The sequence below is a fragment of the Brevundimonas sp. FG128 genome (assembly GCF_057809775.1).
On record NZ_JBMDKP010000003.1, the window covers coordinates 434,644 to 461,334 of the forward strand.

A 26,691-nucleotide genomic window follows, 5' to 3' on the forward strand; every position below is an offset into this window, starting at 1 on the left:
CTCTAGCGGTTTGCGGCCGTCAACGGCGCCCCGCTCTTTCCGACAGGCGCGACCGGCCGTAAGCATGACGAATGCCGCTTCAACCCACCCCTCAGGACATCGCCGCCGCGCGCGAGGCGCTGGTCGTTGCGGATCCCGCTCTGGCGCGTGTCCACGCCCAGACGCCGGCATTTGAATGGCGGCTGCGGGCCGGCGGGTTCGAGGGGCTGTTCCGCATGATCGTGGAGCAGCAGGTTTCGGTCGCCTCGGCCGCCTCGGTCTGGGCGCGGTTGCGCGAAGGGATGGGCGGGATCACGCCCGAGCTGTTGCTGGCGCATGACCTCGACCAACTGCGCGGCATGGGCCTTTCGCGTCAGAAGGCCACCTATGGGCAGGGCATCGCGCGGGCCCAGATCGCCGGCGAGGTCGATCTGGAGCATCTGGCCAGTCTGGACGACGAGGCGGCGATCGCCGCCCTGACGGCGCTGAAGGGCGTGGGGCTGTGGACGGCCGAGGCCTATCTGCTGATGTGCGAGGGGCGGCTGGACGTGTTCCCGGGCGGGGACGTGGCGTTGCAGGAGGCGATCCGTTGGGCCGACGGCGCCGAGGTGCGCCCCGATCAGAAGGCCGCCTACGCCCGCGCCGAAATCTGGCGGCCCTATCGCGCGGTGGCGACCCATCTGCTGTGGGCCTGGTACACGGGCGTGAAGCGCGGCGAGATCGTTCTCGACGCCGACGAAGGACCGACGCCTCCATGACCCCGCTCGATCCCGTCCTGACCGAACCGCTGCGCAATCCCCAGACCGTACTCTCGGCGCTGGATTTCGCAGGCGTGGCCGTCTTCGCCGCCACGGGCGCCCTGGCCGCCGCGCGCGAGAAACACGACGTCGTCACCTTCGCCTTCTTCGCCGCCATCACCGGCGTGGGCGGCGGCACCTTGCGCGACCTGCTGCTGGGCCTGCCGGTCTTCTGGGTGCAGGACTGGCGCTATATCGCCGTCTGTCTGGCGGCGGCGGTCGCCCTTTGGCTGGTGGGCCAGCGCGACTGGCGCTTCCGCGCCCTGCTGTGGCTCGATGCGGCGGGCCTGGCGGCCTATGGCGTCATGGGCGCCGCCAAGGCCGAGGCGATCGGCGCGCCCGCCCTGATCTGCGTTGTCATGGGCACGTTGACGGCCTGTTTCGGCGGGGTGGTGCGCGACACCCTCGCCGGTCAGCCGTCGATCCTGCTGCGACGCGAGATCAATGTCTCGGCGGCGATATTGGCGGCGACTGTCTATATGGTGCTGCGGGCGCCCGGCACGCCGATCTGGCCGGCCGCCGTTATCGCCGCCCTAGCCGGTTTTCTGCTGCGCGCGGGCGCGCTGCGGTGGGGATGGACGCTTCCGGGTTTCCCCACCCGCTCCAGCCAGGTCTGAATGGATGGGGCGTCACGAAAACGCTGCACACTGGTCATGGCGATGAGCGGGAATCACGCGTAGGCTGGCGTTGCAAGACTAGGGAAGGAGACGTGTCCTCACCTCTGTCGCCTCGATATCCCTCCGTCCGCGCGGGAGGGCCTGATGCAGGTTCTCCATCGACCGCCCTCCGGCTTTCCCGCCCTGGTGCTGAACGCCGACTTCCGGCCGCTGTCCTACTATCCGCTGTCGCTCTGGCCGTGGGAGGAGGCGGTAAAGGCGGTCTATCAGGACCGCGTGGACGTGGTGTCCCTGTATGACAAGGTCGTCCGCTCCCCCTCGATGGAGATGCAGCTTCCCAGCGTGATCGCGCTGCGCAGCTATGTGGACCAGGACCGCAACCCCGCCTTCACCCGCTTCAACGTCTTCCTGCGCGACGGTTTCGCCTGTCAGTACTGCGGGGAATCCAAGGAACTGACCTTCGACCACGTCATCCCCCGCTCGCACGGCGGCCGCACGACCTGGGAGAACATCGTCGCCGCCTGCAGCCCCTGCAACCTGGCCAAGGGCGGGCGAACACCGCGCCAGGCCATGATGCCGATCCGCCGCGAACCCTATCGCCCCAACGCCTGGCAGCTTCAAGACGCCGGCCGACGTTTCCCGCCGCATTACCTGCACCAGAGCTGGCTGGATTACCTCTACTGGGACATCGAGCTGGAGCCATAGGGGCGCTGGACGGCGCTCACGGGCGACGGGCCTGTCGAGGCGCGGCGGCGGCGCAGGCGGCGGTCCAGACGGTCGATCTCGGTCAGGGTCAGGTCGGGATGGCGGCGGAACGACTGGCGCAGCTGTTCGATACGGCCGGGCGCCCAGGCCGCCGTGACGCCTGCCGCGCCGGCCAAAAAGTCGATGATGGAGACGCTGCGGCCGGTCAGGGCCTGCAGCAGTTCGACGCCGAAGGCGGCGGCGATGACGTACAGGGCCAGGTCGTCGCGGCGCTGGCTGGGCGCGATCAGGAACAGGCCGCTGGCCAGGCCATAGAAGGCGATCACGTGGGCGGCCTTGTCGTTCAGGCCGAAGACCTGCTCCAGCCCCTGGAACGGTCCCAGCATCAGGACGGCCATGCCAAGCGCCGCCAGGGCGAAGCCGAGGCGGGCGGCCATGACGATGCGGCGGGGGGTGAGCATGAGACGGGCGTCCGTGATCCTTGATCCGCCGCCATCCTGCATCGCCGTCCGCCAAGATGCGGTGAAGCGACGTGCTGAACGGTTTACGAACGCCCTATCGCAGCACGCCCCAGGCCAAGGCGTGGACCCGGTCTCGTCCCAGGGCGGCGGCGAGGGGCGGGGCGACGAACAGATCGGCGATGGCCGGATCACGCACGTTCAATCCGCCGGTGAAGGCGCCGAAGGCCGGCAGGACGAGACGCGATCCGTCCGTGACGAAACACGGCCGCCGCACGCCGCGTCCATAGGCGGCGACGCGGGCGGCGGGGTGCAGGTGGCCCGCGACCTCGCCGCGCCGGTCGTCGTCGGCCGTCAACGGTTCCGGCTCGTGGGTCAGGCGAAGCGCCCCCAGGGCCATGTCGCCGACGATCCGGCCGGGCAGGCGGGCCGCAGCTTCGGCATCCCGAGCGAGGGCCTCCCGGTCATGATTGCCCTCCAGCCACAGCCAGTCGCGCCCCGCCGCCAGCCGGTCCAGCCGCGCGCGGTCGTCGCTGGCCATGCGGGCGATGGCCTTCGTGTCGTGAAAACTGTCGCCCAACAGCACGACCATGGCGGGATCCAGATCGTCGATCTCGGCCTCAAGCTTGTCCAGCGTGGCGCGGCTGTCATAGGGCGGCAGCAGCTGTCCGCGCACGGCGAAGGCGGACCCCTTTTCCAGGTGCAGATCCGCGACGATCAGGGCGCCGTAGGCCGGAACCCACATGGCCCCGGAACAGCGCAGCACGCAGGCTTCGCCCGCGATCCGCACGCTCAGGGAGCCGCAGGTCTTGCGGGCGGGGGAAAGGGTCAGACGCAGGGCGGCGTTCATGCGGCCTCGCCGGGTTGGGCGTCCTCCATGACCTCGGCGATCAGCAGGTCGGCGCTCTCGTCCAGGATCATCTCGGCGGCGTCCCCGCCCACCCGCTCGCGCCCGATCTGGACCAGAACCGGCACGCAGAAGGGCGAGGGCCGCGTCAGGGGCTGATGTCGGATCCGGCCCTCGATCCGCGTCAGCATCTGGCCCAGCCGGGCCACGTCCAGCAGGCCGGATGCTGCATCGGCGCGCGCGGTCTTGAGCAGCAGATGGTCAGGTTGGTGGCGGCGCAGCACGTCGTAGATCAGGTCGGTGGAAAAGGTCACCTGGCGGCCGGTCTTCTCGGCGCCGGGCTGGCGGCGTTCGATCAAGCCCGAGATCAGGGCGCAATTGCGGAAGGACCGCTTCATCATGAAGCTTTCCTCCAGCCAGGCCTCCAGATCGTCGCCCAGCATGTCAGACTGGAACAGGGCGTCCAAGTCGATCGCGTCCATCGGCTTGATCGACCAGATGGCCAGCGAATAGTCGGTGACGACGAACCCCAGCGGCCCGACGCCCATCCGGTCCAGCCGCCGCGTCAGCAACATGCACAGGGTGGTGTGGGCCAGATTGCCTTCGAACGGATAGGCGACCAGGAAATGCCGGCTGCCGCGCGGAAAGGTCTCGACCAGCATGGATTCCGCAGTGGGAATGACCGAACGGGTCTCCTGAAGCTCCAGCCATTCCTGCACGTCGGGCGGCAAGACGCGCCAGTGGTCGCGGTCGTGGATCATGGTCCGCACCCGGTCGGCCAGCGACGTCGACAGCGGGAACTTCGACCCGCCCCAGGACGGGATCTTGGGGTCCTTGTCGTTGGCGTGGGTGACCAGGGCGTCGGTCCCCGTGATGCCCTGGAACGCCCAGACCTGGCCGGCGAACAGGAAGGTGTCGCCGGGCGTCAGCTGTTCGAAATACCACTCTTCGGCCTCGCCGACCTTGCGTCCGCCGATCAGCTGGCGCGACGCCCCGCCGCGACGGCTGGCCACCCGCACGTTCAGCGTCCCGGCCGAGACGATGGCGCCGACATTCATTCGGTGGCGCTGGGCGATGTGTTGGTTGCGGACTTTCCAGCGGCCGTCTTGCGTGCGCACGATCCGTGCGAACCGGTCGTAGGTGCGCAGGGCGTATCCCCCGGTGGCGACGAAATCGACCACCTCCTCGAACTGCTCCCACGTCAGGTCGCGATAGGGGCCGCAGCCGGTGATCTCGTCATACAGGGCCTGCATGTCGAAAGCCTCGGAACAGGCCACGCCCATCACGTGCTGGGCCAGGGTGTCGAGGGTGCCGATATGGACCGGCTCCCAGTCGAAGGCGTTGTCGGCCACCGCCTCGCGCGCGGCCTGACATTCCAGCATCTCGAACCGGCTAGCGGGGACCAGCAGGGCGCGCGACGGCTCGTCCAGTCGGTGATTGGCGCGACCGATCCGCTGGACCAGGCGGCTCGATCCCTTGGGCGCCGCCATCTGGATCACCAGGTCCACGTCGCCCCAGTCGATGCCCAGATCCAGCGTCGAGGTGCAGACCACGGCCCGCAGATCGCCGCGCGCCATCGCCGCCTCGATCTTGCGGCGTTGCTCGGCGGCCAACGAGCCGTGGTGCAGGCCGATGGGCAGGTTCTCGTCGTTGATCGCCCACAGCTGCTGGAACACGAACTCCGATTGCCAGCGGGTGTTGACGAAGATCAGCGCCAGGCTCGAACGCTGGATGGCGGCGTAGACTTCCGGGATCGCGTGCTGGCCCGTGTGGCCCGCCCAGGGGACCTTGCCCTCCGAGATCAGCACGTCGATGACGGCGGGCGCGCCGGGATCGCCTCGGACCAGCGTGACTGCGTTGAGAGCCCCTCCACCACCTTCGGCGGTCCCCCTCCCCATTTCATGGGGAGGAAACGGCTCGGCCTGCGTCTCCTCCCCGCGGTGCGGGGAGGGGGACCGCGAAGCGGTGGAGGGGTTCTCTGTGTCCGCATCACCCGGCGCCAACCACCCCCGGATCAGATCGGGATCTTCGATGGTCGCGCTCAGACCCACCCGCCGCATCCCCGGCGAAAAGCTCTGCAACCGTCCCAAGCCCAGCGACAGCAGATCCCCCCGCTTGCCGCTCCAGATCGCGTGGACCTCGTCCAGCACCACGCATTTCAGATCGGCGAAATAGGCCCGCGCGCCCTCCCAGGCGCAGAACAGGGCCAGCTGTTCCGGCGTGGTCAGCAGGATGTCGGGCGGAAAGTCGCGCTGACGCTGGCGTTTGGATTGCTTCGTGTCGCCCGTCCGCGTCTCGACGTGGATGTTCAGCCCGATCTCGCGGATCGGCGTCATCAGATTGCGCTCGACATCGGTGGTCAGGGCCTTCAGCGGCGACAGATAAAGGGTGTGCACCCCCGACCCCGGCCCGGTCGGCGGCCTGGGGCCACGCTCCGCCAGTTCGATCAGGCTGGGCAGAAACCCCGCCAGCGTCTTGCCCCCGCCGGTCGGCGCGACCAGCAGGGCGTGTCGGCCCGCTTCACCCGCCGCGATCATCTCCAACTGATGCCGCCGAGGCGACCAGCCGCGCTGCGCGAACCAGTCGGCGAACAGGGGCGGAAGGCTCGTCACTAAGAACGAGCGCCCGTGCAGGCTTGACCGTTCCATGCTCCGCCAGCGTCGAGGCATGAATCCTGTGCGACGAAGCTGATCAGTTTGGGTCCGGCGACTAGACCCGCCAAGACGATGAACCCAGCTGTCAGCAGGATTACGGCTGACAGACCCATCGGAGTAAAAAGCGCCATCTTTCGAGCCATGACTTGCAATTAGCGTGTCAGAGCATCTGTCGCCAGATGTTCCCGTTCCGTTTCAGTCCCGACATCGCTATCTATCGCTCGTGTCCGACGAATCCGTCATCGCTGAAACCCGCCTGACCGGCGCCGGGCCGTGGCTGGCCCTGCCGCCGGCGCTCGCCACGCCGCCTGGCGCGGGGGCGGTGTGCGACGAGGCGGGTGCAAGGAAGATCGGGCGGGGGGCGGCCGAGGGGTTCTTCAGCGTCGGGCCGGTGATGGTGGCGCATGCCTCGCTGACGGCGCGGCGGCTGGGGCTGACGCCGCCGCCGAGGTCGCCCGAGCTGATGGATGTGCTGGAGCTTTACGTCTTCGTGCGGCCGGCGCGGTTCTGCGCGCCGTCGCCGACGGGGCTGGCCCTGTCGCTGGGGCTGGCCGAGCCCAAGTCGGCCGAGGAACAGGCGGCGGCCCTGCGAGAGGCGACGGGCCTGTTGCTGCGCGAACTGGCCGAGCCGGCCTATCCCGAACGCGAGGCGGCCTATGTCCTGGCGCTGACGATGCAGCGGGCGGGCTGGGCCTGGGGCGAGCGCGTCGTTCAGGCGCTGGAGGCGGGCGGCGTGCGGGCGCGCCAGCATCGCGGGTCGGGCCTGGATGTCTGGTCGCGCCTGAGCGAATGGGAGGACGAGGCGCCGCGTGGCGAGGCGGGCTCGGCCCCGGTCGACAGCGAGAGCGCGCGCATCCGGCTGGAGAAGCTGCTTCAGGCCTTGGGACTGGACGAGACCCGCCCGACCCAGTCGGACTACGCCGCCGAGGCCGCCTTCGCCTTTTCGCCCCGCAACGAAGAGGGTCGGCCGCGCGTGTTGCTGGCCGAGGCGGGGACCGGCACGGGCAAGACGCTGGGCTATCTGGCGCCCGCCTCCCTGTGGGCCGAGCGGAACCAGGGGGCGGCCTGGATCTCGACCTATACTCGCGCCCTGCAGCGCCAGATCGACCGCGAGAGCCATTCGCTGTGGCCCGATCCGGCCGAGCGCAAGAAGAAGGCGGTGATCCGCAAGGGGCGCGAAAACTATCTGTGCGTCCTGAACCTGCAGGACATGGTTCAGGCGGCCCAGCTGGGGAACGGCGACCTGATCGGTCTGGCCCTGGCCGGGCGATGGGCTCTGCATACGCGCGATGGCGACATGACGGGGGGCGACTTCCCCGGCTGGCTGCCCGGCCTGTTCGCCATGCCCGCAACCCATGCGGCAGGGGCGGCCAATCTGGTGGATCGACGGGGCGAATGCGTTCACGCCGCCTGTCCCCACTACCGCACCTGTTTCGTCGAAAAGACCATTCGCGCCAGCCGACGCGCGGACCTGGTCATCGCCAACCACGCCCTGGTCCTGACCCAGGCCGCGTTCGACGGCGCGCGGTCGGCGCGGGGGCAGAAGCAGGACGGCGAGACGGCGGCCCTGAAACGCATCGTCTTCGACGAGGGCCACCATCTGTTCGACGCGGCCGACAGCGCCTTTTCCGCCTGTCTGTCGGGCCAGGAGGCGGCCGAGCTGCGCCGCTGGATCCGCGGGCCTGAGGGGCGGGGGCGTCGCGGTCGCGGGCTGGAACAGCGGCTGGGCGACATGGTCGGGGACAATGAGGCGGCGCTGAAGGCGCTTCAGGACGCCATCCGCGCCTCGGCTGCGCTTCCGGGCGAAGGGGTGTCGGGCCGCGTCGCCCCGGCGTCGGGCGAGGTCAATCCCATCGGGCCGATCGAGGCCTTCCTCGCCGCCGCGCTGGACCAACTTCGGGCACGCACGGCCGAGACCAACACCTACGGCGGACCCGAGTTCGGCATGGAATGCGCGCTGAAGCCCGTCACCGATCCGGTCGCGGAGACCGCCCGCGCGGCGGCCCAGGCCCTGGCCGCCATCGAGGCGCCCCTGCTGGCCCTGTCGCGGCATCTGGAAGACATCCTCGACGACGAGGCGGCCGAGCTGGATGGGTCGCAACGGTCGCGGATCGAGGGGGCGTTGCGGGGTCTGGACCGGCGCGCCCGCATGACCCTGCCGGGTTGGCGGTCCATGCTGGCGGCGCTGGAGGACGGGGGCGATCAGCCCGATCCCGACTTCGTCGACTGGCTGTCGGCCGAGACGGCGTTCGGCCGCATCCACGACGTGGCCCTGCGTCGTCACTGGATCGACCCGACCGTGCCGCTGGAGGCCGCCGTGATCGTGCCGTCGCACGGGGTGCTGGTGACCTCGGCGACCCTGTCTGATCCGATGCAGGAGGATCCGTTCGACCTGGCGCGGATGCGGACCGGCTCGGCCCGTCTGATCGATCCGCCCCGCACCCTGAAGGTCGAAAGCCCGTTCGACTATGCGACAAACAGCCGGGTCATCGTCGTCAACGACCTGGTCAAGGACGATCCGCGCCAGACGGCGGCGGCGATGCGCGAACTATTTCTGGCGGCCGGAGGCGGGGGGCTGGGTCTGTTCACCGCCATCCGCCGGCTGAAAGCGGTCTATGAACGGCTGGGTCCGGACCTGGCGAAGTCCGGCGTGCCTTTGTACGCCCAGCACGTCGATCCGCTGGAGGTCGGGGCCCTGGTGGACATGTTCCGGGTCGAGGAGAACTCGTGCCTGCTAGGCACCGACGCCGTGCGTGACGGGGTGGACGTGCCGGGCCGGTCCCTGCGCGTTCTCGCTTTCGACCGGGTGCCGTGGCCGCGCCCGGATCTGCTGCACAAGGCGCGACGCGAACGCCTGGGCGGCAAGGGTTATGACGATGCGCTCGCCCGCGCCCGCATCGCCCAGGCCTTCGGGCGGCTGATCCGGCGCGGCGACGACAAGGGGGTGTTCCTGATGCTGGACGCCGCCACGCCGACGCGCCTGTTCGCCAGCCTGCCGCCGGGGACCGAGGTCCAGCGTATGGGTCTGGCCGATGCGGTCGAACTGACCCGGAGTTTCCTGACCCCCGAGACGACCTGAGATGTCGAGGACCACGCCCGCGACCGTCGCCCTGACCAAGGCCGGGGTCGCCTTTGACCTATATCCCTACGACTACGATCCCGACGCGCCGCGCGTCGGGCTGCAGGCCGCCGAAGCCCTGGGCAAGGCGCCCGAGCAGGTGTTCAAGACCCTGATGGTCCTGGTCGACGCCGCGCCCGCCTGCGTCATCGTGCCGTCCGACTGCGAGGTCAGCATGAAGAAGCTGGCGACGGTGCTGGGAGCCAAGTCGGCCCAGATGATGAAGCCCGCCGACGCCGAACGGCTGACCGGTTACAAGGTCGGCGGGGTCAGTCCCTTCGGCCAAAAGAAGACCGTGCCGACCGCTATGGACGAGACAGCCGTTCTGTTCGATCAGGTGCTGATCAATGCCGGTCAGCGGGGCCTGTTGCTGGGCATCGCGCCGGAGGATGCGCGGCGGGTCGCGGGCGCCGTTCTGGCCGATCTGACCGCCTAGAACGGCAGGCGCCGGCGCGCTATAGGCTCCAGCATGACCGACGCCCCCGCCGAGCGACAGACCAAGCGACCCAGCCGCAAGGGCCTCTATGCGCCCTTCATCGTCGTGCTGATCGCCTTGGCCGCCTGGACCGGCTGGTGGTTCTATCTGACGCGCCAGATCGATTCCCGGCTGGAGACGCAGGTGCAGGGGTTGCGCCAAGGCGGCTGGGACATCCGCTACGCCGAAAAGACCATCACCGGCTGGCCCTTCCGCACCCATGTGGACCTGAGCCAGGTCGTGGTGCGGGCGCCGTCCGGCCACGCCGTCAACGCGCCTGAACTGAGCGCCGAGGCCAACGCCTATCAGCCGACCAAATGGGTGGTGGTGGCGCCCGAAGGCCTGGTCCTGACGCGCGCGGGCAAGGGCGAGGTGGCGGTCAAGGGCGACGCCATCCGCATGAGCGCCAGCGACATCGACCAGCGCTGGCCGAATCTGGCGCTCGAAATGGTCGATCCGGTCTTCACGACCCAGACCGGCGCCGAACCCTTTCCCATCGCCCGCGCGGCGCGGATCGAATTCTACGCCCGGCCGCATCTGGAAGGTTCGACGGTTCCCACCGACGACATCGACGTCATGTTCCGGCTGGTCGATGGTCAGGGTCGGGTCGACGGACCCGTCGAGGGCTTCGCCCAGGACGGTCAGCTGACCACACAGCTGGAAGCGGTCATCGGCCAGGCCAGCCTCTTGAAGACCGGGGGAACGGCCGCCGGCGTCTTCTCGGCCTGGAGCCGGGCGGGGGGAACCTTCCGCGACGTGCGCGGCGATCTTCAGGCGGGCGACAGCCGCGCGACCCTGACCAGCGACGTCCTGCGCGCCGACGGCGACGGTCGGCTGACGGGACAGGTGGCGCTGCAGGCGCAAAAGCCTCTGCCCGCCCTGGCGGGGCTGCTGGAGACGGGGCAGGGACCGGTCAATCGCATCGGGGCGGCCGGCGCCGCAGCAGCAGCCGGCGCCGCCCAGGCCACAGGTCAGGAACAACTGCCTCTGACGCTGGTGTTCCGCGACGGCCGCACCTGGCTCGGTCCCTTCCCGCTGGCGCCGGCGCCCAAGCTGTTCTGATGGCGCTGCTCGAGGAGCCCCAAACCGACGAGGCCCTGCTGGCTCTGGACCGCGCGCTGGTCGAGGCGGTGCGTGCGCGGGTCGCGGCGGGCGGGCGCGACCGCGCCGACGCCTCCGCCATCGCGCTTCGCCGGCTGCTGCGTGACGTCCAACCCGCCCAGGCGGCGGCGATCAAGGCCGTGTGGGGACGGATCGAGGCCACCACGGGCGCCGCCCTTGTGGTCTGCGGCGGCCTGGCCCAGGCCCTGGCGACCGACCGCTTCGGCCTGGGGATGCGGCCCATGTCGGCCGACGAGGCGCTGAAGGCGGTCGAAGGGGGATCGCGCGCGGTGATCGACCTGACGCCGGATCGACCGTGGTGGGGTCGGCTCTTGGCCCGACCCGAGCTGAGGATCGTCGCCGCCCTGCCGGACGACCGACGCGCCCGGCCCCAGGCCTTCGTGGTGTCCAGGGAAACCTCGGGCCCCAGCGGCGACGACCGCAGCTTCTGGGTCACGGACAGCGGCTGGTCGGAGACCAAGATCGTCGAGGCCCTGGGCGAGGCCGGGCTCATCGCCGACCCCCTGGCTGCGGCGGGCGGCTTGAAGCTTTTCATGCTGACGGGCTATGTGCAGGCCGAGGACGGACGGCTCGGCAGTGCGCCGGGTCGCCTGAATGGCGTCATCGGCGCCGCCCCCCTGTTCTGAACAAGGCTTTCCATGACCGACGCGCCCGCACCCAAGCCCGGCATTCTCGACATCGCGCCCTATGTCGGCGGCAAGTCGTCCATCGCCGGCGTAGCCGAGCCGATGAAGCTGTCGTCCAACGAAAACATGCTGGGCGCAGGGGAAAAGGCGCGTGCGGCCTATGAGGCGGCGGTCAGCAACATCCACATCTATCCCGACGGCCGGGCGACCAAGCTGCGCGACGCGGTGGCGGAACTGCACGGGCTGGAGCCGGAACGGCTGATCTTCGGCAATGGCTCGGACGAGGTCTTCGCCCTGCTGAACCAGACCTATCTGACCGCCGGCGACAACATCGTCTGCGGCCAGTACGGCTTTCTGGCCTACCGGATCAGCGCCAAGGCCTGCGAGGCCGAGGTCAAGCTGGCGCCAGAGCCGAACTACAAGGCCGAGGTCGACGCCCTGCTGGCCCAGGTCGATGACCGGACCAGGATCGTCTATGTCTCCAACCCGTCTAACCCGACCGGCAGCTACAATACTGGCGAGGAAATCCGTCGCCTGCACGCCGCCCTGCCCGCCCACATCATCCTGGTCGTGGATGAGGCCTATGCGGAATATGTGACTGAGGCCGACTGGGAGACCGCCTTCCCGCTGGCCAAGGACGCCGAGAACATCGTCGTCACCCGCACCTTCTCCAAGATTCACGGTCTCGGCGGTTTGCGCATCGGCTTCGGCTATGCGCCGGTGAAGGTCGCCGAGGCGATCGACCGCATCCGCCTGCCGTTCAATGTTTCGGTTCCGGGCGTGGACGCCGCCACCGCCGCCCTGTTCGACGAGGCGCACCAGACGGCGTCGCGCGAACTGGTGTCGAACTGGAAGCCGCGTCTGACCCAGGCCCTGCGCGGCTTCGGCCTGGAGGTCTTGCCCAGCGCCGGCAACTTTGTGCTGGTGGTGTTCGACGGGGCCGACCGCGCCGCCGCCGCCAACGACTATCTGAACACCAAGGGCATCATAGTGCGCCCGGTCGGCGGCTACGGCCTGCCCCAGGCCCTGCGCATCACCATCGGCACCGAAGACCAGAACCGCGCCGTGATCGACGCGCTCAGCGAGTTCGCGGCGACCTAACCCGGCGAGGAACGGCGGCCGCAGTCGCGGCCGCCGCTCTGTCCTTAACCGCCGAAGCGACGGGCGATGAAGACGCCCGTGCGGATGGTGTCGTCGTTGCGCGACAGGGGGCTGTCGGCCACGTCGCCCAGGCGGCGCTCATAGTTGATCAGGCCGCCGGCGCCCCATTTGTCGCCGATGGGAACGATCAGGAACAGGCTGGCGCCCGCCCCTTGCAGGCCGCTGCCCGGCGAATAGGGATCGATGCCGTTACGCACGGCCTCGGCGGTGCTGACGCCGTAATAGGCGTCGGCCAGCTTGGCGTCGCCGCCGCGCACATAGACCGAGGCGTTCAGCAGGCCGACCGGCGTCACGCGCTGATGGCCGGCTGAGGCGTAGTATTCGGTCCCTTCGCTGACGTTGGACACGTCGCGGCTGACCCGGCCGCCGACCACGATATTGCCAGGCAGGCGTTTGAAGGCGTAGGCGGCGACGTCGGCGCCGAAGTCGGGTCGATCCAGGTCCAGACCCTCGATGTCTTCGGGCGAGAAGCGCGGGCGCAGCTGCAGGCCGGCGCGGAAGTCGTCGGTCTTGATGGCGTTCCAACCCAGGCCGTCGATGGCGTTCAGATAGACGAGGTCGCGATAGTTGGCCGAGACCCACGGCACGACCGTGGTCTGGGATCCCGTGTCGCCGCCGCTGTCCTTGCTGTACAGGGCGCCGACGCCAAGATCGAAGGTCAGGCCCTCAGGCGCGGGACGGATCTGCTGATAGGGTTGGGACTGGGCGAGGGCGGAGCCGGCGAAGGCGCAGGCCGCAGCGGCCGTCAGGGCCAGGAGACGCGGAGACATGGGGGAGTTCCTTGGACGAATTCGGTCACCCCATACGTTCGGCTAGGACTTTGGCTCCAACAGGGCCAACGAAGCCGTCTCGATGCGACTTTCCAGCAACGCCATCATCGCCCCGCGCTTCAGCCCGGCCGGGATCGGCTCCAGGAATTCGAACACGACCTTGCCCGGATAGCGGCGGAAGCCATGGGCCGGCCAGTGAACGCCGGAGTTGGTGGCGACGGGCCAGCAGGGCCCTTCCAGATCGCGATAGATGGCGGCGACGCCGGGCTTGTAGTCGCCGGGCACGCCGGGGTCGTTGCGGGTGCCCTCGGGGAAGATGACGATCTGGCGGCCCTCGGACAGTCGATCGTGCGCCTGGCGGGTCATGTCTTTCAGCGCCTTCGCGTGGCCGGCGCGGTCCACCGCGATCATCTTGGCCTTCCAGGCGAACCAGCCGAAGAAGGGCAGGGGCATCAGTTCCTTCTTCATGATGAAACAGGCGTCGGGCAGCACGGCCAGCAGGGCCACGATGTCCAGCATTCCCTGGTGTTTGGACGCGATCAGGGCGGCGCCCGACGGGGCGTGCTCCAGTCCCCACACCTCAACCTCGACCCCGGCGATCCAGCGCAGGCCGAAAAGGACGATCTTGGCCCACAACCGGCACACGCCCTGGGCATAGCGGTGCGGACCCAGCAGGGCGGGCGACAGGCCGACGGCGATGACCGGCATCGACAGATAGAGCCAGGCGGTGAAGAGCAGGGAACGCAGGGTGTTCACTTAGGCAGGGGCCTTTTCGTCAGGAGACGGGTCTGTGCTGGGTGTCTGGGCGGCGGGCCGGTCGCGGGTGATGCGACGCACGCCCTCACGACCCAGGACGGCGAGATATTTCATATACTCCAGCGTCATGCGCCGCGCCGTCACCGCCGCCCGCCACCAGCGGACATTGTCTAGCGACGGGGTAGAAATGGCGTAGGGCGTCAGCTTCACGCCCGGCAGCTGGCCCCGGATTTCGACCAGAGAACGCGGCATATGATAGTCGGAGGTGACCACGATCAGACTGCGATAGCCCTTGGCGCGGGTCCAGGCGGCGATCTCCTGGGCGTTGCCGACGGTGTCCTCGGCCTCGAAGCCCAGATCGACGCAGCAGTTGAACAGACGGCTGGAGCCGGGCGTCAGCTCACGCAGCTCGCGGCGACGCACCTCGCGGTTGACGCCCGAGATGAGGACCCGCTCGCCCTTGCCCTGTTCCAGCAGGCGGATGGCGGTGTTGACCCGTTCGGACGACGGGCCGGTCAGGGCGACGATGGCGTCGGCGCGTGCGGGATCGTCGGCGGGCGTCAGCTCGCGCACCCGATGCGCGAAGGCGAACAGGCCGACCAGCCAGATCAGGGCCGCGATGGCGATGACGCTCAACAGTCTCATGCGCCTCCTCCATCCTTGCTCGAAGCCAGCACTCGCATGGCGGCGAATCTGGCCGCGAGAACCGCAACCGTAGCCGCGAGCAACGGGCATGGCGAGAGCAGCGCAAGGTCGCTCCAGGTGATCGGCAACGCCGCCGACAGCCCGCCCGATCCCCCCAGGAAACGCAGAAAGGCCAGCAGGACCGCGGCCAGCCCGGCGCCGATCGCTCCCGCGCCCGCCGCCATCAGGCCGAATCGCCGCTGGAACAGCCAGGCGATGGCCCCGTCCGTCGCGCCGTTCAGGCTCAGGGTCTCGATCACGCCTTGTCCGGCCGCCAGACCCGCGCGGGTGGCATAGGCGATGGCGGCGGCGGCGGCGAAGGCGATGGCCAGGAAGGCCGCGCCGGCCAGGGCCGTGATCAGGGCGGCGGACCGCTCGACCTCGCCGCGCCACAGGCTGTGGTCGTCCACCGTCGCGTCCAGTCCGGCTTCGGCCAGGGCGCGGCTCAGGGTCACGGCGCTGGCCGGCGCCTGGGCGTTCAGCCGCACCGTCACCAGATGCGGCACCGGCAGGTCGGGCAGGACCGCGTCGCCCAGCCAGGGCCGCAGCAGGTCCTCGGCCGCCTTGCGGCTCAGGGCGGCGGCTTCTTCCACCCCATCGACGCCCGACAGGGTCTCCGCCGCGCGGGCGGCGGCGGTGTCGCCGGTCTCGCCGACACTGGGGCGCACCTGCACCGTGGCCTCGGCGCCCAGTTGCCGGGCCCAGCCGTGCGCGGCGCGATCCGCAGCCGATGCGGCGACGGCGGCCAAGCAGGCCAAGAAACACAGGACCGCGATGACGGTCATCAGCCACGGCTCGCCTGCTGCGGCGGGCGGCAGCAGACCGGGGCGGCGGCTGGACAGGCTGAAGTCGGACAGGCGGATCATGCGGCGGCCCGCGACGGTTCGCTCAGACGCCCGGCGTCCAGCCTCAGGACGCGCGCGCCCGACCGCTGGGCCAGGGCCTCGTCATGGCTGGCGATCAGGACGGTGGCCCCCAGCTTGTTCAACGACTGGAACAAGCGCAGCAGCTTGTCGGCCATGACGGCGTCCACGCTGCCGGTCGGTTCGTCCGCCACGATCAGGCCAGGGCGGGTGATGACGGCGCGGGCGATGGCTAGCCGCTGTTTCTCGCCGCCGGAAAGGGCGGGAGGTCGCGCGTCCATCCGACGGCCCAGGCCGACCCATTTCAGCATCTCCTGCACATCAGCGGCGTAGTCGGTCTCCGACCCGCCGGCCAAGCGCAAAGGCAGGGCGACATTGTCGAAGGCGGACAGGTGGTCCAGCAGGCGGAAATCCTGGAACACCACCCCCATGCGCCTTCGAAAGGCGGGGATGTCGCGCCGGTCGATGTGGGTGACATCCGATCCGAACAGGCGGATGATTCCCGTCCTGGGCCGGTCCGCCAGCGTCAGCAGGCGCAGCAGCGAAGACTTTCCGGCCCCGGACGGCCCGGTAAGGAAGTGGAAAGAGCCACGCGGCAGAATGAGGTTAACGTCCCTCAGCACATCGGGCGCGCCCACATAGCCGAAGCCGACGCCCGACAGGCGAACGGTCTCAGTCACGGGGGCGGGTTCGGCGGGCGAGGGCGGCATGGTATGTGTTTCAGGAACAGGGCGCGGCGTCGCGCCTTACGGGAGGGGGCGACAGCCTCGCAGTCAGCCACATGATACTGACCTGCCCCGCCTGCGCCACCAGCTATTTCATTCCCGACGATGCGGTCGGCGCGAACGGCCGCAAGGTGCGGTGCCAGTCGTGCGGCGAAGTCTGGCGCGCGACCGCCGACGAGCCGCTGGAACTGACGGTCTCGCCCGAGCCGCGTGTCGTCTCTTCACCCGAGCCCGAGGCGGCCCCGGACGCCACCCTGGCCGAGACGCCGGCGCCGGAACTGCCTCGCGCCTTCCGCGCCCGCGCCGAGCAGCAGCGCAAGCTGCGCCGCGCCGCCGCCCACGGCGTGGTCTGGGCGGGCCTGGCCAGCGTCTTCATCGGCCTCATCGTGTCGGCCTTTCTGTTCCGGGTCGAGATCGTCGAGGCCTTCCCCAAGGCGGCCTCGGCCTACAAATTCTTCGGCGCGACGGTGAACCCGGTCGGGCTGGATTTCGAGGCCCTGACTGCAAAGGCGGCGCCCAACCACCCCGGCATGGTCGTGGTCTCCGGCGCCATCCGCAATGTGCGTGACGATGAGATCGTGTCGCCGCCCGTCCGCGTCGCCCTACTGGACGCCCACGGCGCCGAGGTCGGTTTCAAGATCGTGACCATCGACGCGGCGCCCGTCCTGCCCGGCAAGGTCCAGGGCTTTGCGGCCCTCATTCCCGACCCCGGCGGCCACGCCTCCGGTATCGGCGTCGATTTCGCCCCATCACCCGCCCGCAAGCCGACCGTCGCCCAGGGCGCGCATAAGAAGGAGACGACCCAGGCGTCGCCTTCCGCACCCTCACACGACGCCCCGTCACACGCGGCCCCGGCGGCTGACCACTCCGCCCTCCAGCCGAAGACGGCGGCCGGACCGTCGGGGGCGCACGGCCTGCGCTCGGCGACGGCGCCCGGCGTCGATGCGCCAAATGGCGGGGCGCCCATCGACGCCCGCCCCGTGGCCACGGTGGACAACGACCACGGCGAGGCGGTATCGCCCTCGCATCATGGCTGAACCCTCCCCGACGCCGACCGTCCTTCTGCCCGAGGCCGAGGTCGCCTGCATCGTCGCCGACCTTGCCGGGCGCATCGCCCCGGTCATCGACGACGACACCGTCGCCGCCGTCCTGCTGACCGGCGGCTTGTGGTTCGCCGCCGACCTGACCCGCGCCCTCGCCCGCGTCGGCCGCAACGTCCGCTTCGACGCCCTGTGGCTGGCCTCCTACGGCGACGAACAGTCCAGCCGGGGCCGCATCGACGTCTATGCGCCGTTCCAGCGTCCGATCGCGGGCCGTCGCGTCCTGATACTGGACGATGTGTTCGACACTGGCCTGTCGCTGGCCGAAGCCGTGCGCATCGCCCGCGAGGCCGGAGCGTCCGAGGTCCTGACCTGCGTCTTCGCCCGCAAACCCTGGCCCGCGCCCCGCGCGCCCGAACCCGACTTCGTCGGCTGGGAAGCCCCCAACCGCTTCCTTGTCGGCTACGGCCTCGACCACGCCGGAACCCTGCGCGGCCTGCCCGACATCTGCGCGCTGGACTGAGGCGCCAAGACTGAGGATGTTGGGGCGCGACGGCGGGGGATAATCCGTCCGGGGCTGAATTTCAGCCGGGTTCGGCGTTGACTCTCGAACGCCCTTCCGTATATGTCGCCGCTCTTCGCCGCCGGGGTGTCCTCGGACGGCGTATCTTTTTTTGCGTTTGCGCTGAGGCTTCAACATGTACGCGGTGATCAAGACCGGCGGCAAGCAGTACCGGGTCCAACCGGGCGACACCATTGTCGTCGAAAAGCTCGACGGCGACGCCGGCTCGGAGCTGAAGTTCGACAGCGTCCTGATGCTGGGCGGCGACAAGGGCGTGACCCTGGGCGCTCCCCTGATCGACGGCGCCTTCGTCGGAGCGACCCTGGTCGAAACCCGCAAGGGTGAGAAGATCAAGATCTTCAAGAAGACCCGTCGTCAGGGCTATCGCCGTACGAACGGCCACCGCCAGATGGAATCGGTCCTGCGCATCACCGGCATCGACGGCGCCGGCGAGACCGCCAAGTGGGACGGCAAGGTCGATCTGACGACCAAGGCCGAGATCAACCTGCGGGCCCGCAACCTGGCCGCCCGTGACGCCACGTCTTCGCTGGGTTCGACCGAGACGGTCGTGACCGACGTGGACGGCGCCGAGGTCAAGGGCGTCGTGGTCGAAAGTTCGGCCCCCGCCAAGAAGGCCCCGGCCAAGAAGAAGGCTGCGCCCAAGGCTGAAGCCGCCGGCGACGAAGCCTAAGACATTCACCGGCGCCCCACAGCGCCAGACCTAGTTACGGACGCGCTCAAGTAGGCCGAAAGGCCGGTAGCGCCCCAAGAAAGACGGAGCGGCAAGATGGCTCACAAGAAATCCGGTGGTTCGTCGCGTAACGGTCGCGACTCCGAGTCGAAGCGCCTTGGCGTGAAGAAGTACGGCGGCGAGCGCGTGCTGGCCGGCAACATCATCGTGCGCCAGCGCGGCACCACCTTCCATCCGGGTGAGAACATCGGCATGGGCCGCGACCACACCCTGTTCGCCCTGACGCACGGCGCGGTGAAATTCACCAAGAAAGCCGGCGGCCGATGCTACGTATCGATTCTCGCGGCCAATGACGACGCCGCTCAGGCGCTCGCCGCCGAGTAACGCAGTCTGGACAACTCCGGATCGCGTTGCTCTCCAAGCAGCCGATCCGGACCAGGGATGATAATCCGCGGGGAGTCTGGATCACCAGGCTCCCCGTTTGCGTTTCCCCGCCTCGAAGACCGTCCGAGCCCTTCAAGGAGACGGTTGAGCATCCGAGGCAACGCCCATGTGCGTCATCGAAACCTCTCCCGTCGTCGAGACCCGACGCCTGGTGCTGCGCGCGCCCGCGCCCCAGGACGCCCCGCGTATCGCGGCCCTGGCCAACGATCTCGAGATCGCGCGCATGACCAAGCGCATGCCCCACCCGTTCCACATCGGCCATGCCGACGACTTCGTGCTGCAGGTGGCGTCCCAGGATCCCAGGCGGGCCAACACCTTCGTCATCGCCCATGAGGACGTGGGGCCGATCGGCGTCATCGGCCTGTTCGAAGGCGAGGATCGCGTGCCCGAGACGGGCTACTGGATCGGGCGCGAGTATTGGGGTCGGGGCTTCGCCACCGAGGCGCTGGACGCCGCCCTGGTCTGGGCCAGCCGTAAGTGGAAGCGCCGGGCGCTGGTCGCCGGGCATTTCGCCGACAACCCGGCGTCGGGCCGCGTGCTGGAGAAGGCGGGCTTCCTCTACACCGGCGAGACGCGCCGGGCGTGGAGCAAGGCACGTCGGGCCGAGGCGGACACCCGCATGATGGTCTGGCTGGCCTGAGGGCCGGTCAGCCCGCCAGGCTGGGTCCATAGACGGCGACGGCGGCGACCAGGCCTGCCAGCAGCATGGCGCCCGCGCCGGCGATGAAGGTCGCGACGGTCTTGGTGCGGCGCCGCCGCATGCCGCCGGCCTTGTATTTGCGGATGATGACCGACGGCCCTCGCGTAAAGGCCTCGGACCCTATGATGTTGTGTTGGGACAAGAAAGCGCTCCCCGAACTCTCGCACAGAAGCGATGACCAGTCCGGGGCGCTCGTGGTCAGAAGATGGCGATCCGCGTTACCGGGGTCGCATCTTCGTGAATCAGGACCTGACGATCACAGGCTGACGGCGACGACGCGGCCGCCGCGCGTCTGGACGTGGCGCATCAGGACCAGCGGCGCGTCGCCCGCCGTGACCGGCACGATCAGGAACCAGCCGCCGTCCGGCAGGCCGTCGAAGCGGAAACGGCCGTTCTCGCATCGGGTGTCGCGCACATAGGTCCTGTAGTCGGCGTTGACGTCCGGCACGGTGCGGGCGCGGACCACGGCGGCGGGAACGGCCGCGCGCTCGGTCGAGCCGTACAGGGTGCGGAAGCGGGCGCGGGTGTAGGGAGTGTCCGGCGTCAGGCCGACCGAGGCGACGCAGGCGAAGGTCTTGCCGTCCTGGGCGAAGGCGACCTGGCCCTCGATCGCGTTGCGGCCGGGCGCCTGGGACCAGCCGAAGTCGGCCTCGTCGAAGGTCGCCGGTCCGGCATAGGGCAGGCCGCCTCCGGTCGTGGGGGCGCAGGCCGACAGGGCGGCGGCGGTCAGGGCGAGGGCGAGGCCTGGGGCGGCGAAGGGGCGGATCGACATGGGCTTTCCTCCGGGGGATTTCGCGGTCGGGGGGACGACGCGCCCACTATCGCAGACCCGGCCTCCCACTTCCACGGTCAAGACGCCCGCCTCTGGACCCGGACCCGACAACGCGCGAAACAGGCCCGAACAACGCGCCCATTCGTCGAGGCGCGACAGCTCGGAAACGCCCGCATGACCGTCACCTTCGCCGACATCCAAGCCGCCCGCGCCCGGATCGCAGGCCAGGTCGACCACACCCCGACCCGCTATTCCAGGAAGCTGTCGCAGCTGACCGGGGCCGAGGTCTGGGTCAAGTTCGACAACCTGCAATTCACCGGCAGCTTCAAGGAGCGCGGCGCCCTGAACCGGCTGCTGATGCTGAGCCCCGAGGAGCGCAAGCGCGGGGTGGTGGCGGCCAGCGCCGGCAACCACGCCCAGGCCCTGGCCTATCACGGCGGTCGGTTGGGGGTGCCGGTGACCATCGTGATGCCGGAGGGCACGCCCTTCGCCAAGATCAACGGCACCCGGTCGCATGGGGCGACGGTGGTGATCGAGGGGCTGGACTTCACCGGCTCGACCGAGGCGGCCCAGCGGCTGGAGGTCGAGAAGGGCTATGTCTTCGTCTCGGCCTTCGATGACGCGGGCATCGTGGCGGGCCAGGGGGTCTGCGCCATCGAGTTCCTGGAGGATGCGCCGGACATCGAGGCGCTGCTGATCCCCATCGGCGGGGGCGGGCTGATCGCCGGCTGCGCCATCGCGGCCAAGGCGATGAAGCCGGACATCAAGGTGTTCGGGGTCGAGGCGGCGCGCTATCCGTCCTTCACCGCGCGGCGGGCGGGCAAGCCGCCGGTCTGCACCGGCCAGACCATCGCCGAGGGCATCGCCATCAAGGCGGTGGGCGACATCCCGTTCGCCCTGGCCGACCCGTTGGTGGACGAGGTCTTCGTCTGCGAGGAGGCGGACTTCGAACGGGCCGTGGCCCACTACGTCACCTATGAGAAGACGGTTTCCGAGGGCGCGGGCGCCGGCGGTCTGGCGGCCCTGCTGGCCTATCCCGAGCGGTTCAAGGGGATGAAGGTCGGGCTGGAGCTGTGCGGTGGCAATATCGATGCGCGGATGCTGGCCGTGGTGCTGAACCGCGAGATGGTCCGTGAACGGAGGTTGCTGGTTTACCGGATCCTGGGCGATGACCGGCCGGGCATGCTGTCGGCCATGGCGGCGGTGATCGGGGGACTGGGCGGCAACATCATCGACGTGGTCCACAACCGTCTGGCGCTGGATGTGCCGGCCAAGGGCGCCGAGTTCGACATCATGGTCGAAACGCGCGATAGCGCCCACGCTGACGAGATCGGCGAGGCCTTGAAGGAACGCGGCTATGAACTTCGGATGGGGTAAGGCGGTACTGTTGAGCGCGGTGCTGCTGGCGGGCTGCGGCCAGGCCGAGCCGGTCGATCCGAACGCGGGCAAGGCCGAGGCGGTCGCCTTCATGGCCGAGAACGCCAAGGCCGAGGGAGTCGTGACCCTGCCCAGCGGCCTGCAATACAAGGTGGTGCAGGCGGGGCCGGCGAGCGGCGTCAGCCCGGACCGCAACGACCTGGTCAAGGTCGATTACGAGGGCAAGCTGGTCGACAACAGCGTGTTCGACAGCTCGTTCGCGCGCGGCGCGCCGGCGGTGTTCACGCCCGAGGAGGTGGTCAAGGGCTGGACCGAGGCGTTGCAGAAGATGCGCGTAGGCGACGAATGGCTGCTCTATGTGCCGCCCGAGCTGGGCTATGGCGAGCGCAGCAGCCCCAAGATCCCGGCGAATTCGGTGCTGATCTTCCGGCTGAAACTGCTGGACGTGGCCAAGGTGCCGGGCGGTGGATCGGGCACAGGCACGGCGATGGGGTGACGGCTGCCGTCTCCTCCCTGCGAAGCGGGGAGGTGGCGCGGCGCCGCTTGGCGACGTGACGGAGGGGTTCTGAGCCGCATCTCAGGCGCCTGTGGGGCGTCGAGAGCCCCTCCACCACTTCGTGGTCCCCCTCCCCATTTCATGGGGAGGAGACGTGCGCACATTTTTTTAGAGTGCACTTTCGTGCACTTTCTTCGCTGACGAATTGAAGTCCGATGGCGATGTCAAAGACCCGGGCGCAGTATAACCTATTGCGGGACGGCGTTAGGACGAACGGCCACCTCGAAGGCCAGGGCCTTGAAATCGTGGAGTTTCGTCAGCGACATCATGCGCGATGTGGCGTCTCGGGGCCGCGCCATTCGGACAGGACCTGGGGGTCGGTCTCGGTCGTCGCGGCGGACAGCGCCGCGAACGCCGGCTCCGGCATCAGCCGCGACAGGGCCCAGACGGCGGCGCCGCGCACCAGGGGCGAGGGGTCGCCCAGCAGGGCCTGCGTCGGGGGGATCAGGGTCGGGTCGCCCGCGTTGCCGACGGCGTAGAGGACGTTCCGCAGGAAGCGGTCTCGGCCGATCCGCTTGACCGGGCTCTTGGTGAACAGGGCGCGGAAGGCGGCGTCGTCCAGCGCCAGCAGGTCATGCAGGCGCGGGCTTTCAAAGGCCGGGCGGGGCGCCAGCCGGATTTCGCGGGCTTCCTGCGCGAACTTGTTCCACGGACAGACCGCCAGACAGTCGTCGCAGCCATAGATGCGCGATCCGGTCAGGGTGCGGAACTCGATTGGCCAGGGACCGGCGAACTCGATGGTCAGGTAGGACAGGCAGCGCCGGGCGTCGAGCTGGAACGGGGCGGGAAAGGCCTTGGTCGGACAGGCGTCGAGACAGGCGGTGCAGCGGCCGCAGTGTTCAGTCTCGGCCGCGTCCGGTTCGATCTCGGCGGCGGTCAGGATCGTGCCCAGGAACAGCCAGTTGCCGTGGGTGCGGCTGAGCAGATTGGTGTGTTTGCCCTGCCAGCCCAGGCCGGCGCGCTGGGCCAGGGGTTTCTCCATCAGGGGGGCGGTGTCGACGAAGACCTTGATATCGGCGCCGTTGCGAGCCGCGATCTGGCCCGCCAGCTGTTTCAGCCGGCCCTTGATGACCTCGTGATAGTCGTCGCCGCGCGCATAGACCGAGATGTAGCCGGACGCGCGGTCGGCCAGCTGATCCAGCGGGTTCTGCTCAGGCCCGTAGTTCATGCCCAGGACGATGGCGGTCTTCGCCTCGTCCCACATGGCGGTGGGGTGCTGGCGGCGATCCAGCGTCGTTTCCATCCATTCCATGTCGCCATGCCGGCCTTCGTCCACGAAACGCCGCAGCCGCTCGCCCGCCGGCCAGGCGTCGGCCGCCGAGGCGAACCGGCAGACTTCGAAGCCGAGCTCGGCCGCGCGCTGGCGGATGAAGGTTTTCAGGCGGTCGGACACGGGGCGGGGGATAGCACACAATGATGATCGCGATCTTGTGAGACCGGCGCGCGATCCACGCGCTTGCTAAGTCCCTAAGAATTGGCGACCCTTAAGTGGGTCATCCAGCCCAGCTGTCCACAATGGCGAAGCCCAAAGCAGGATATCATTTATCTAGCAACTGACCTTTCCAGGTGCTGGCAGGCCTTGTGGACACGTCTTAATAACGCACCGCTGGATTGGATCAATGCGCCTTCATTTTGCTAACTTGTCGCGGCCTAAGGCTGCTGCACGTCTTTTGTCATCTTCGTCTTTGCACAAGTTGTCGAGTGTGCAGGAGGCCATTGCGCGCTCCTGTGGATACCGCAATTGGCATGACCTGAATCTCAATCACGCCGCATCTGAGGCCTACCCGGATAAAGAGGTAGACGCTTCTGTCGTCGCTTCATTGGCTGATCAGCTCGATACCCTCAGTGATATCGTGCAACGCGCAATTGCAGAGTCGGGTATGATCGACGGTGAAGCATGGGATGATCGACGACATCAAGATTGCCTTAGGCAACTACGGAAATCTCGCGGCCGTCTGACAGCGAACGATATTGCTAGAGGTAAAGAGGCAGCATCTTATCGATCAGATGATCGCTATCATGAGAGCGATGATTGTATTGTTATGGCCTATGAATGGCTTGACGCTCAAGTGATTACTAAGGGTGTTCCAAAAACCACGAGACCAATCAAGCATATCATTGAAAAATGGTCAGGGCGTTATGTTTCATCGTCTGATGTTACAGTTGCAGCCACGCTTCACCCTGATATCAAGGGTGCATATCCTCATTTCAACATCAGTAGTCGGCTAGTTGAGCCTTCCAAAGAACGGCTTGTAGGCGTGGAGCAAGCTTTCAAACATGACTACCATGACCGGTTTGATCCGAAAGCCTATAAGAGCATCGAAAGATCATTCTGATCGTAAGGTCTGATCAGAAATCCAGATCCGCATACCAGGCCGACGGCGGCACGCCGACAAAGCGATCCGCCAGCAGGGGACGGAAGCAGGGGCGGGATTTAAGCTTGGAGTACCAGGTCTTCAGACCGGGCCAGGTCTTCCACTGGATCTCGCCGAAATAGTCCAGCACCGACAGGTGGGCGGCGGCGATCAGGTCGGCCTGGCTGAGGCGGCGGCCGGCCAGCCAGTCGCGGGCGGCGACCAGGTCCTCCAGCATGGCGAGGTGGGATTTCAGGGCGTCGCGGCCGTCGCGCAGAGCGCGGGCCTCGGGCGGGCCGAGCTTGAGCAGGGGTTTCTCCATCCGCTCGTGCAGCAGGACGGCGTCGACCTCGTCCATGAAGCGGCGCTCGAACCAGCCGGTCAGGCGGCGCGCCTCGGCGCGTTCGGCGAGGTCGGCGGGCAGCAGCAGCGGCCCCTTCTGCTGATCCTCGATCCACCCCAGGATGGCGGGCAGTTCGCACAGGACCAGGGGGCGGCCGCGATCCATCGTCTGGATCACCGGCGGAAGACCCGACGGATTGAAGTCGTTGACCGGGCAGTCGGCCTCCCACGGACGGACCGGGGTGTCGGTCCATTCGATCCGCGCCTCGCCCAGAGCCAGGCGCGCGGCGCGCGAGGCGGGCTGGAAGGCGAAGTGGAAGAGAACGCAAGGGTCGGCCATCAGGGGTTGATGCGCCCCGACCCGTTAATGCGCGTTTACCGCATTGAAATTGGACGCAAGGTCAGGACCAGGGGCCCTTTGGCGCGGGTCCGGTTGGTGTTTCGACAGCTTTGGTTTCGGCCGGCGCGGGCGTCGCGACGGCGGGAACGTCCGTCTGCGGACGGGTGCGGCCGCGCGGGTCGGCGTGGATCAGGATGTCGGCCGTGGGGAAGAGGGCCAGCACCCGGTTCTCGGCCGCGACGACGATGGCGTGGGCCGCGTCCAGGGTCTGGTGGGCGTCCAGGTCGACGTGCATCTGGATCATCATCACCTGGCCGGCCATGCGGGTGCGCAACTGATGCACGCCGAAGACCTGGGGATCGGCCAGGACGGCCTGGGTGACGGCGGCGCGGTCGGCCTCGGGCACGGCGCGGTCCAGCAGGTGGTCGGCGGCGGCCTTCAGCATGCCGGTCGCGCCCCAGAACAGCCAGACGGCGACGACGATGCCGGCCGCCGCATCCAGTCCCGGCGCGCCCAGGAAGGCGCCCGAGATCACCCCGATCAGCACGACCAGATTGGCCGCCAGATCCGCCGCATAGTGGGCGCGGTCGCCGGCGACGGCCATGGACCCGGTCTTCTTCAGCGCCTGGGTCTGCATCCACACCAGCCAGGCGGTGATGACGATGGCGGCGATCACCACCCCGGTCGCCCACCAGCCGGAGGCGACGGGACGGGGGTCGAAGATGCGCTGCACCCCCTCCCAGCCGATGAAGACGGCCGAGGCGAAGACCAGCCCGGCCTGGACCAGGGCGGCCAGGGCCTCGCCCTTGCCGTGGCCGTAGCGGTGATCGTCGTCCGGCGGGGCCGCGGCCCAGCGCACGGCGAAGAAGGTGGCCAGAGACGCGACCAGGTCGAGCACTGAATCCGTCAGGGTCGCCAGGATGGAGACCGAGCCGGAGGCGCCGAGCGCGAAGGCCTTCATCGCGATCAGCACGATGGCCACCCCGACCGACAGGCGCGTGATGCGGCGCGTGGCCAGATGGGCGTCGTCGAGAGGCGCAGGGGAAGGCGCGGGCGATGTCGGGGGCGTCGTCATTCGCGCCTCTTCTCGCGCAATCGTGGCCGAATGCCAACCGGCGAGCCGATTTGAGACAATTCCCTGTGACGTTAGGGTTAG

General features: G+C 68.7%; 29 protein-coding genes. 16 read left to right on the top strand and 13 right to left on the bottom strand.

All coding sequences use genetic code 11. The features are described 5' to 3' along the window. Positions 1-71 precede the first annotated feature (71 nt). The 3 genes from ACODSC_RS10620 (at position 72) to ACODSC_RS10630 (ending at position 2,098) form a co-directional block, all read left to right on the top strand. Entirely contained in the window at positions 72-737 is a 666-nt protein-coding gene (locus ACODSC_RS10620) for a DNA-3-methyladenine glycosylase family protein (RefSeq protein ID WP_488813872.1), read from the top strand. Beyond that, positions 734-1,393, top strand: a complete 660-nt coding sequence (locus ACODSC_RS10625) for a trimeric intracellular cation channel family protein (RefSeq protein ID WP_488813873.1) — start codon at positions 734-736, stop codon at positions 1,391-1,393. Before ACODSC_RS10620 ends, ACODSC_RS10625 begins: the two co-directional genes overlap by 4 nt. A 144-nt stretch (positions 1,394-1,537) precedes the next feature. Beyond that, entirely contained in the window at positions 1,538-2,098 is a 561-nt protein-coding gene (locus ACODSC_RS10630) for an HNH endonuclease (RefSeq protein ID WP_372692349.1), read from the top strand. On the opposite strand, the gene ACODSC_RS10635 is transcribed toward ACODSC_RS10630, so the two are convergent. From ACODSC_RS10635 to ACODSC_RS10645, 3 genes are all read right to left on the bottom strand, one after another. Then, positions 2,071-2,559, bottom strand: a complete 489-nt coding sequence (locus tag ACODSC_RS10635) for a VanZ family protein (RefSeq protein WP_488813874.1) — start codon at positions 2,557-2,559, stop codon at positions 2,071-2,073. The two genes, ACODSC_RS10630 and ACODSC_RS10635, sit on opposite strands and share 28 nt — an antisense overlap. Before the next feature lie 94 nt (positions 2,560-2,653). Beyond that, positions 2,654-3,406, bottom strand: a complete 753-nt coding sequence (gene pdeM / locus ACODSC_RS10640; protein ID WP_488813875.1) for a ligase-associated DNA damage response endonuclease PdeM — start codon at positions 3,404-3,406, stop codon at positions 2,654-2,656. Beyond that, positions 3,403-6,051 carry a ligase-associated DNA damage response DEXH box helicase gene (locus ACODSC_RS10645; protein WP_488813876.1) on the bottom strand — a complete coding sequence of 883 codons (2,649 nt, stop codon included), beginning with the start codon at positions 6,049-6,051 and terminating at the stop codon, positions 3,403-3,405. The genes pdeM and ACODSC_RS10645 overlap by 4 nt, the downstream gene beginning before the upstream one ends. A 229-nt stretch (positions 6,052-6,280) precedes the next feature. On the opposite strand from ACODSC_RS10645, the gene ACODSC_RS10650 reads away from it, so the two are divergent. The 5 genes from ACODSC_RS10650 to hisC are packed head-to-tail and all read left to right on the top strand — an operon-like array spanning position 6,281 to position 12,499. After that, entirely contained in the window at positions 6,281-9,136 is a 2,856-nt protein-coding gene (locus ACODSC_RS10650; protein ID WP_488813877.1) for an ATP-dependent DNA helicase, read from the top strand. Position 9,137: 1 nt separating this feature from the next. After that, a complete protein-coding gene (gene ybaK / locus ACODSC_RS10655) occupies positions 9,138-9,611 on the top strand; it encodes a Cys-tRNA(Pro) deacylase (RefSeq protein WP_488813878.1) in 474 nt (157 codons plus the stop codon). 33 nt (positions 9,612-9,644) lie between these two features. Further along, on the top strand, positions 9,645-10,712 hold the full coding sequence (locus ACODSC_RS10660) for a DUF2125 domain-containing protein (RefSeq protein WP_488813879.1): 1,068 nt from the start codon (positions 9,645-9,647) through the stop codon (positions 10,710-10,712). Further along, entirely contained in the window at positions 10,712-11,398 is a 687-nt protein-coding gene (locus tag ACODSC_RS10665) for a hypothetical protein (RefSeq protein WP_488813880.1), read from the top strand. The genes ACODSC_RS10660 and ACODSC_RS10665 overlap by 1 nt, the downstream gene beginning before the upstream one ends. Before the next feature lie 12 nt (positions 11,399-11,410). Then, a complete protein-coding gene (gene hisC, locus ACODSC_RS10670; protein ID WP_488813881.1) occupies positions 11,411-12,499 on the top strand; it encodes a histidinol-phosphate transaminase in 1,089 nt (362 codons plus the stop codon). Positions 12,500-12,543: 44 nt separating this feature from the next. On the opposite strand, the gene ACODSC_RS10675 is transcribed toward hisC, so the two are convergent. The 5 genes from ACODSC_RS10675 to ACODSC_RS10695 are packed head-to-tail and all read right to left on the bottom strand — an operon-like array spanning position 12,544 to position 16,342. Then, positions 12,544-13,329, bottom strand: a complete 786-nt coding sequence (locus tag ACODSC_RS10675; protein WP_488813882.1) for a MipA/OmpV family protein — start codon at positions 13,327-13,329, stop codon at positions 12,544-12,546. Positions 13,330-13,371: 42 nt separating this feature from the next. Beyond that, a complete protein-coding gene (locus ACODSC_RS10680; RefSeq protein ID WP_488813883.1) occupies positions 13,372-14,085 on the bottom strand; it encodes a lysophospholipid acyltransferase family protein in 714 nt (237 codons plus the stop codon). Beyond that, positions 14,086-14,730: a YdcF family protein gene (locus tag ACODSC_RS10685; protein WP_488813884.1), complete on the bottom strand. Its 645-nt coding sequence runs from the start codon at positions 14,728-14,730 to the stop codon at positions 14,086-14,088. Further along, the gene (locus tag ACODSC_RS10690) at positions 14,727-15,635 is read right to left on the bottom strand and encodes a cell division protein FtsX (RefSeq protein ID WP_488813885.1); all 909 of its coding nucleotides are present in this window, start codon (positions 15,633-15,635) and stop codon (positions 14,727-14,729) included. Before ACODSC_RS10690 ends, ACODSC_RS10685 begins: the two co-directional genes overlap by 4 nt. Then, positions 15,632-16,342 carry a cell division ATP-binding protein FtsE gene (locus tag ACODSC_RS10695; protein ID WP_488813886.1) on the bottom strand — a complete coding sequence of 237 codons (711 nt, stop codon included), beginning with the start codon at positions 16,340-16,342 and terminating at the stop codon, positions 15,632-15,634. The genes ACODSC_RS10690 and ACODSC_RS10695 overlap by 4 nt, the downstream gene beginning before the upstream one ends. 71 nt (positions 16,343-16,413) lie before the next feature. Between ACODSC_RS10695 and ACODSC_RS10700 the strand changes: the two genes are divergently transcribed. The 5 genes from ACODSC_RS10700 to ACODSC_RS10720 all read left to right on the top strand — a co-directional run bounded on the left by ACODSC_RS10700 (position 16,414) and on the right by ACODSC_RS10720 (position 19,734). Next, the gene (locus ACODSC_RS10700; protein WP_488813887.1) at positions 16,414-17,394 is read left to right on the top strand and encodes an MJ0042-type zinc finger domain-containing protein; all 981 of its coding nucleotides are present in this window, start codon (positions 16,414-16,416) and stop codon (positions 17,392-17,394) included. After that, positions 17,387-17,920 carry a phosphoribosyltransferase gene (locus ACODSC_RS10705; protein WP_488813888.1) on the top strand — a complete coding sequence of 178 codons (534 nt, stop codon included), beginning with the start codon at positions 17,387-17,389 and terminating at the stop codon, positions 17,918-17,920. Before ACODSC_RS10700 ends, ACODSC_RS10705 begins: the two co-directional genes overlap by 8 nt. Positions 17,921-18,095: 175 nt before the next feature. Then, complete coding sequence (gene rplU / locus ACODSC_RS10710; protein WP_488813889.1) at positions 18,096-18,650, top strand: 50S ribosomal protein L21; 555 nt, start codon at positions 18,096-18,098, stop codon at positions 18,648-18,650. Between the two features lie 96 nt (positions 18,651-18,746). After that, positions 18,747-19,034: a 50S ribosomal protein L27 gene (rpmA, locus tag ACODSC_RS10715; RefSeq protein WP_267515499.1), complete on the top strand. Its 288-nt coding sequence runs from the start codon at positions 18,747-18,749 to the stop codon at positions 19,032-19,034. A 166-nt stretch (positions 19,035-19,200) separates the two neighbouring features. Continuing rightward, on the top strand, positions 19,201-19,734 hold the full coding sequence (locus ACODSC_RS10720; protein WP_488813891.1) for a GNAT family N-acetyltransferase: 534 nt from the start codon (positions 19,201-19,203) through the stop codon (positions 19,732-19,734). Positions 19,735-19,741: 7 nt separating this feature from the next. Here ACODSC_RS10720 and ACODSC_RS10725 read toward each other — a convergent pair whose 3' ends face one another. Together ACODSC_RS10725 and ACODSC_RS10730 are read right to left on the bottom strand one after the other, a co-directional pair. Then, on the bottom strand, positions 19,742-19,936 hold the full coding sequence (locus ACODSC_RS10725) for a hypothetical protein (protein ID WP_488813892.1): 195 nt from the start codon (positions 19,934-19,936) through the stop codon (positions 19,742-19,744). Positions 19,937-20,050: 114 nt separating this feature from the next. After that, complete coding sequence (locus ACODSC_RS10730) at positions 20,051-20,566, bottom strand: hypothetical protein (protein ID WP_488813893.1); 516 nt, start codon at positions 20,564-20,566, stop codon at positions 20,051-20,053. Between the two features lie 174 nt (positions 20,567-20,740). On the opposite strand from ACODSC_RS10730, the gene ACODSC_RS10735 reads away from it, so the two are divergent. Beyond that, positions 20,741-21,943, top strand: a complete 1,203-nt coding sequence (locus ACODSC_RS10735; protein ID WP_488813894.1) for a threonine ammonia-lyase — start codon at positions 20,741-20,743, stop codon at positions 21,941-21,943. After that, complete coding sequence (gene bamJ, locus ACODSC_RS10740) at positions 21,924-22,439, top strand: BamJ family beta-barrel-assembly machinery protein (RefSeq protein WP_488813895.1); 516 nt, start codon at positions 21,924-21,926, stop codon at positions 22,437-22,439. Before ACODSC_RS10735 ends, bamJ begins: the two co-directional genes overlap by 20 nt. A 325-nt stretch (positions 22,440-22,764) precedes the next feature. On the opposite strand, the gene queG is transcribed toward bamJ, so the two are convergent. Next, entirely contained in the window at positions 22,765-23,892 is a 1,128-nt protein-coding gene (queG, locus tag ACODSC_RS10745; protein WP_488813896.1) for a tRNA epoxyqueuosine(34) reductase QueG, read from the bottom strand. A 226-nt stretch (positions 23,893-24,118) separates the two neighbouring features. Between queG and ACODSC_RS10750 the strand changes: the two genes are divergently transcribed. After that, positions 24,119-24,835 (top strand): hypothetical protein, encoded by a 717-nt coding sequence (locus ACODSC_RS10750; RefSeq protein ID WP_488813897.1) that lies wholly within the window; start codon positions 24,119-24,121, stop codon positions 24,833-24,835. 13 nt (positions 24,836-24,848) lie between these two features. Here ACODSC_RS10750 and fzlA read toward each other — a convergent pair whose 3' ends face one another. After that, positions 24,849-25,535, bottom strand: coding sequence for an FtsZ-binding protein FzlA (gene fzlA, locus ACODSC_RS10755; protein WP_488813898.1), 687 nt, complete (start codon positions 25,533-25,535; stop codon positions 24,849-24,851). A gap of 61 nt (positions 25,536-25,596) precedes the next feature. Then, positions 25,597-26,610, bottom strand: coding sequence for a cation diffusion facilitator family transporter (locus ACODSC_RS10760; protein WP_488813899.1), 1,014 nt, complete (start codon positions 26,608-26,610; stop codon positions 25,597-25,599). Positions 26,611-26,691 lie beyond the last annotated feature (81 nt).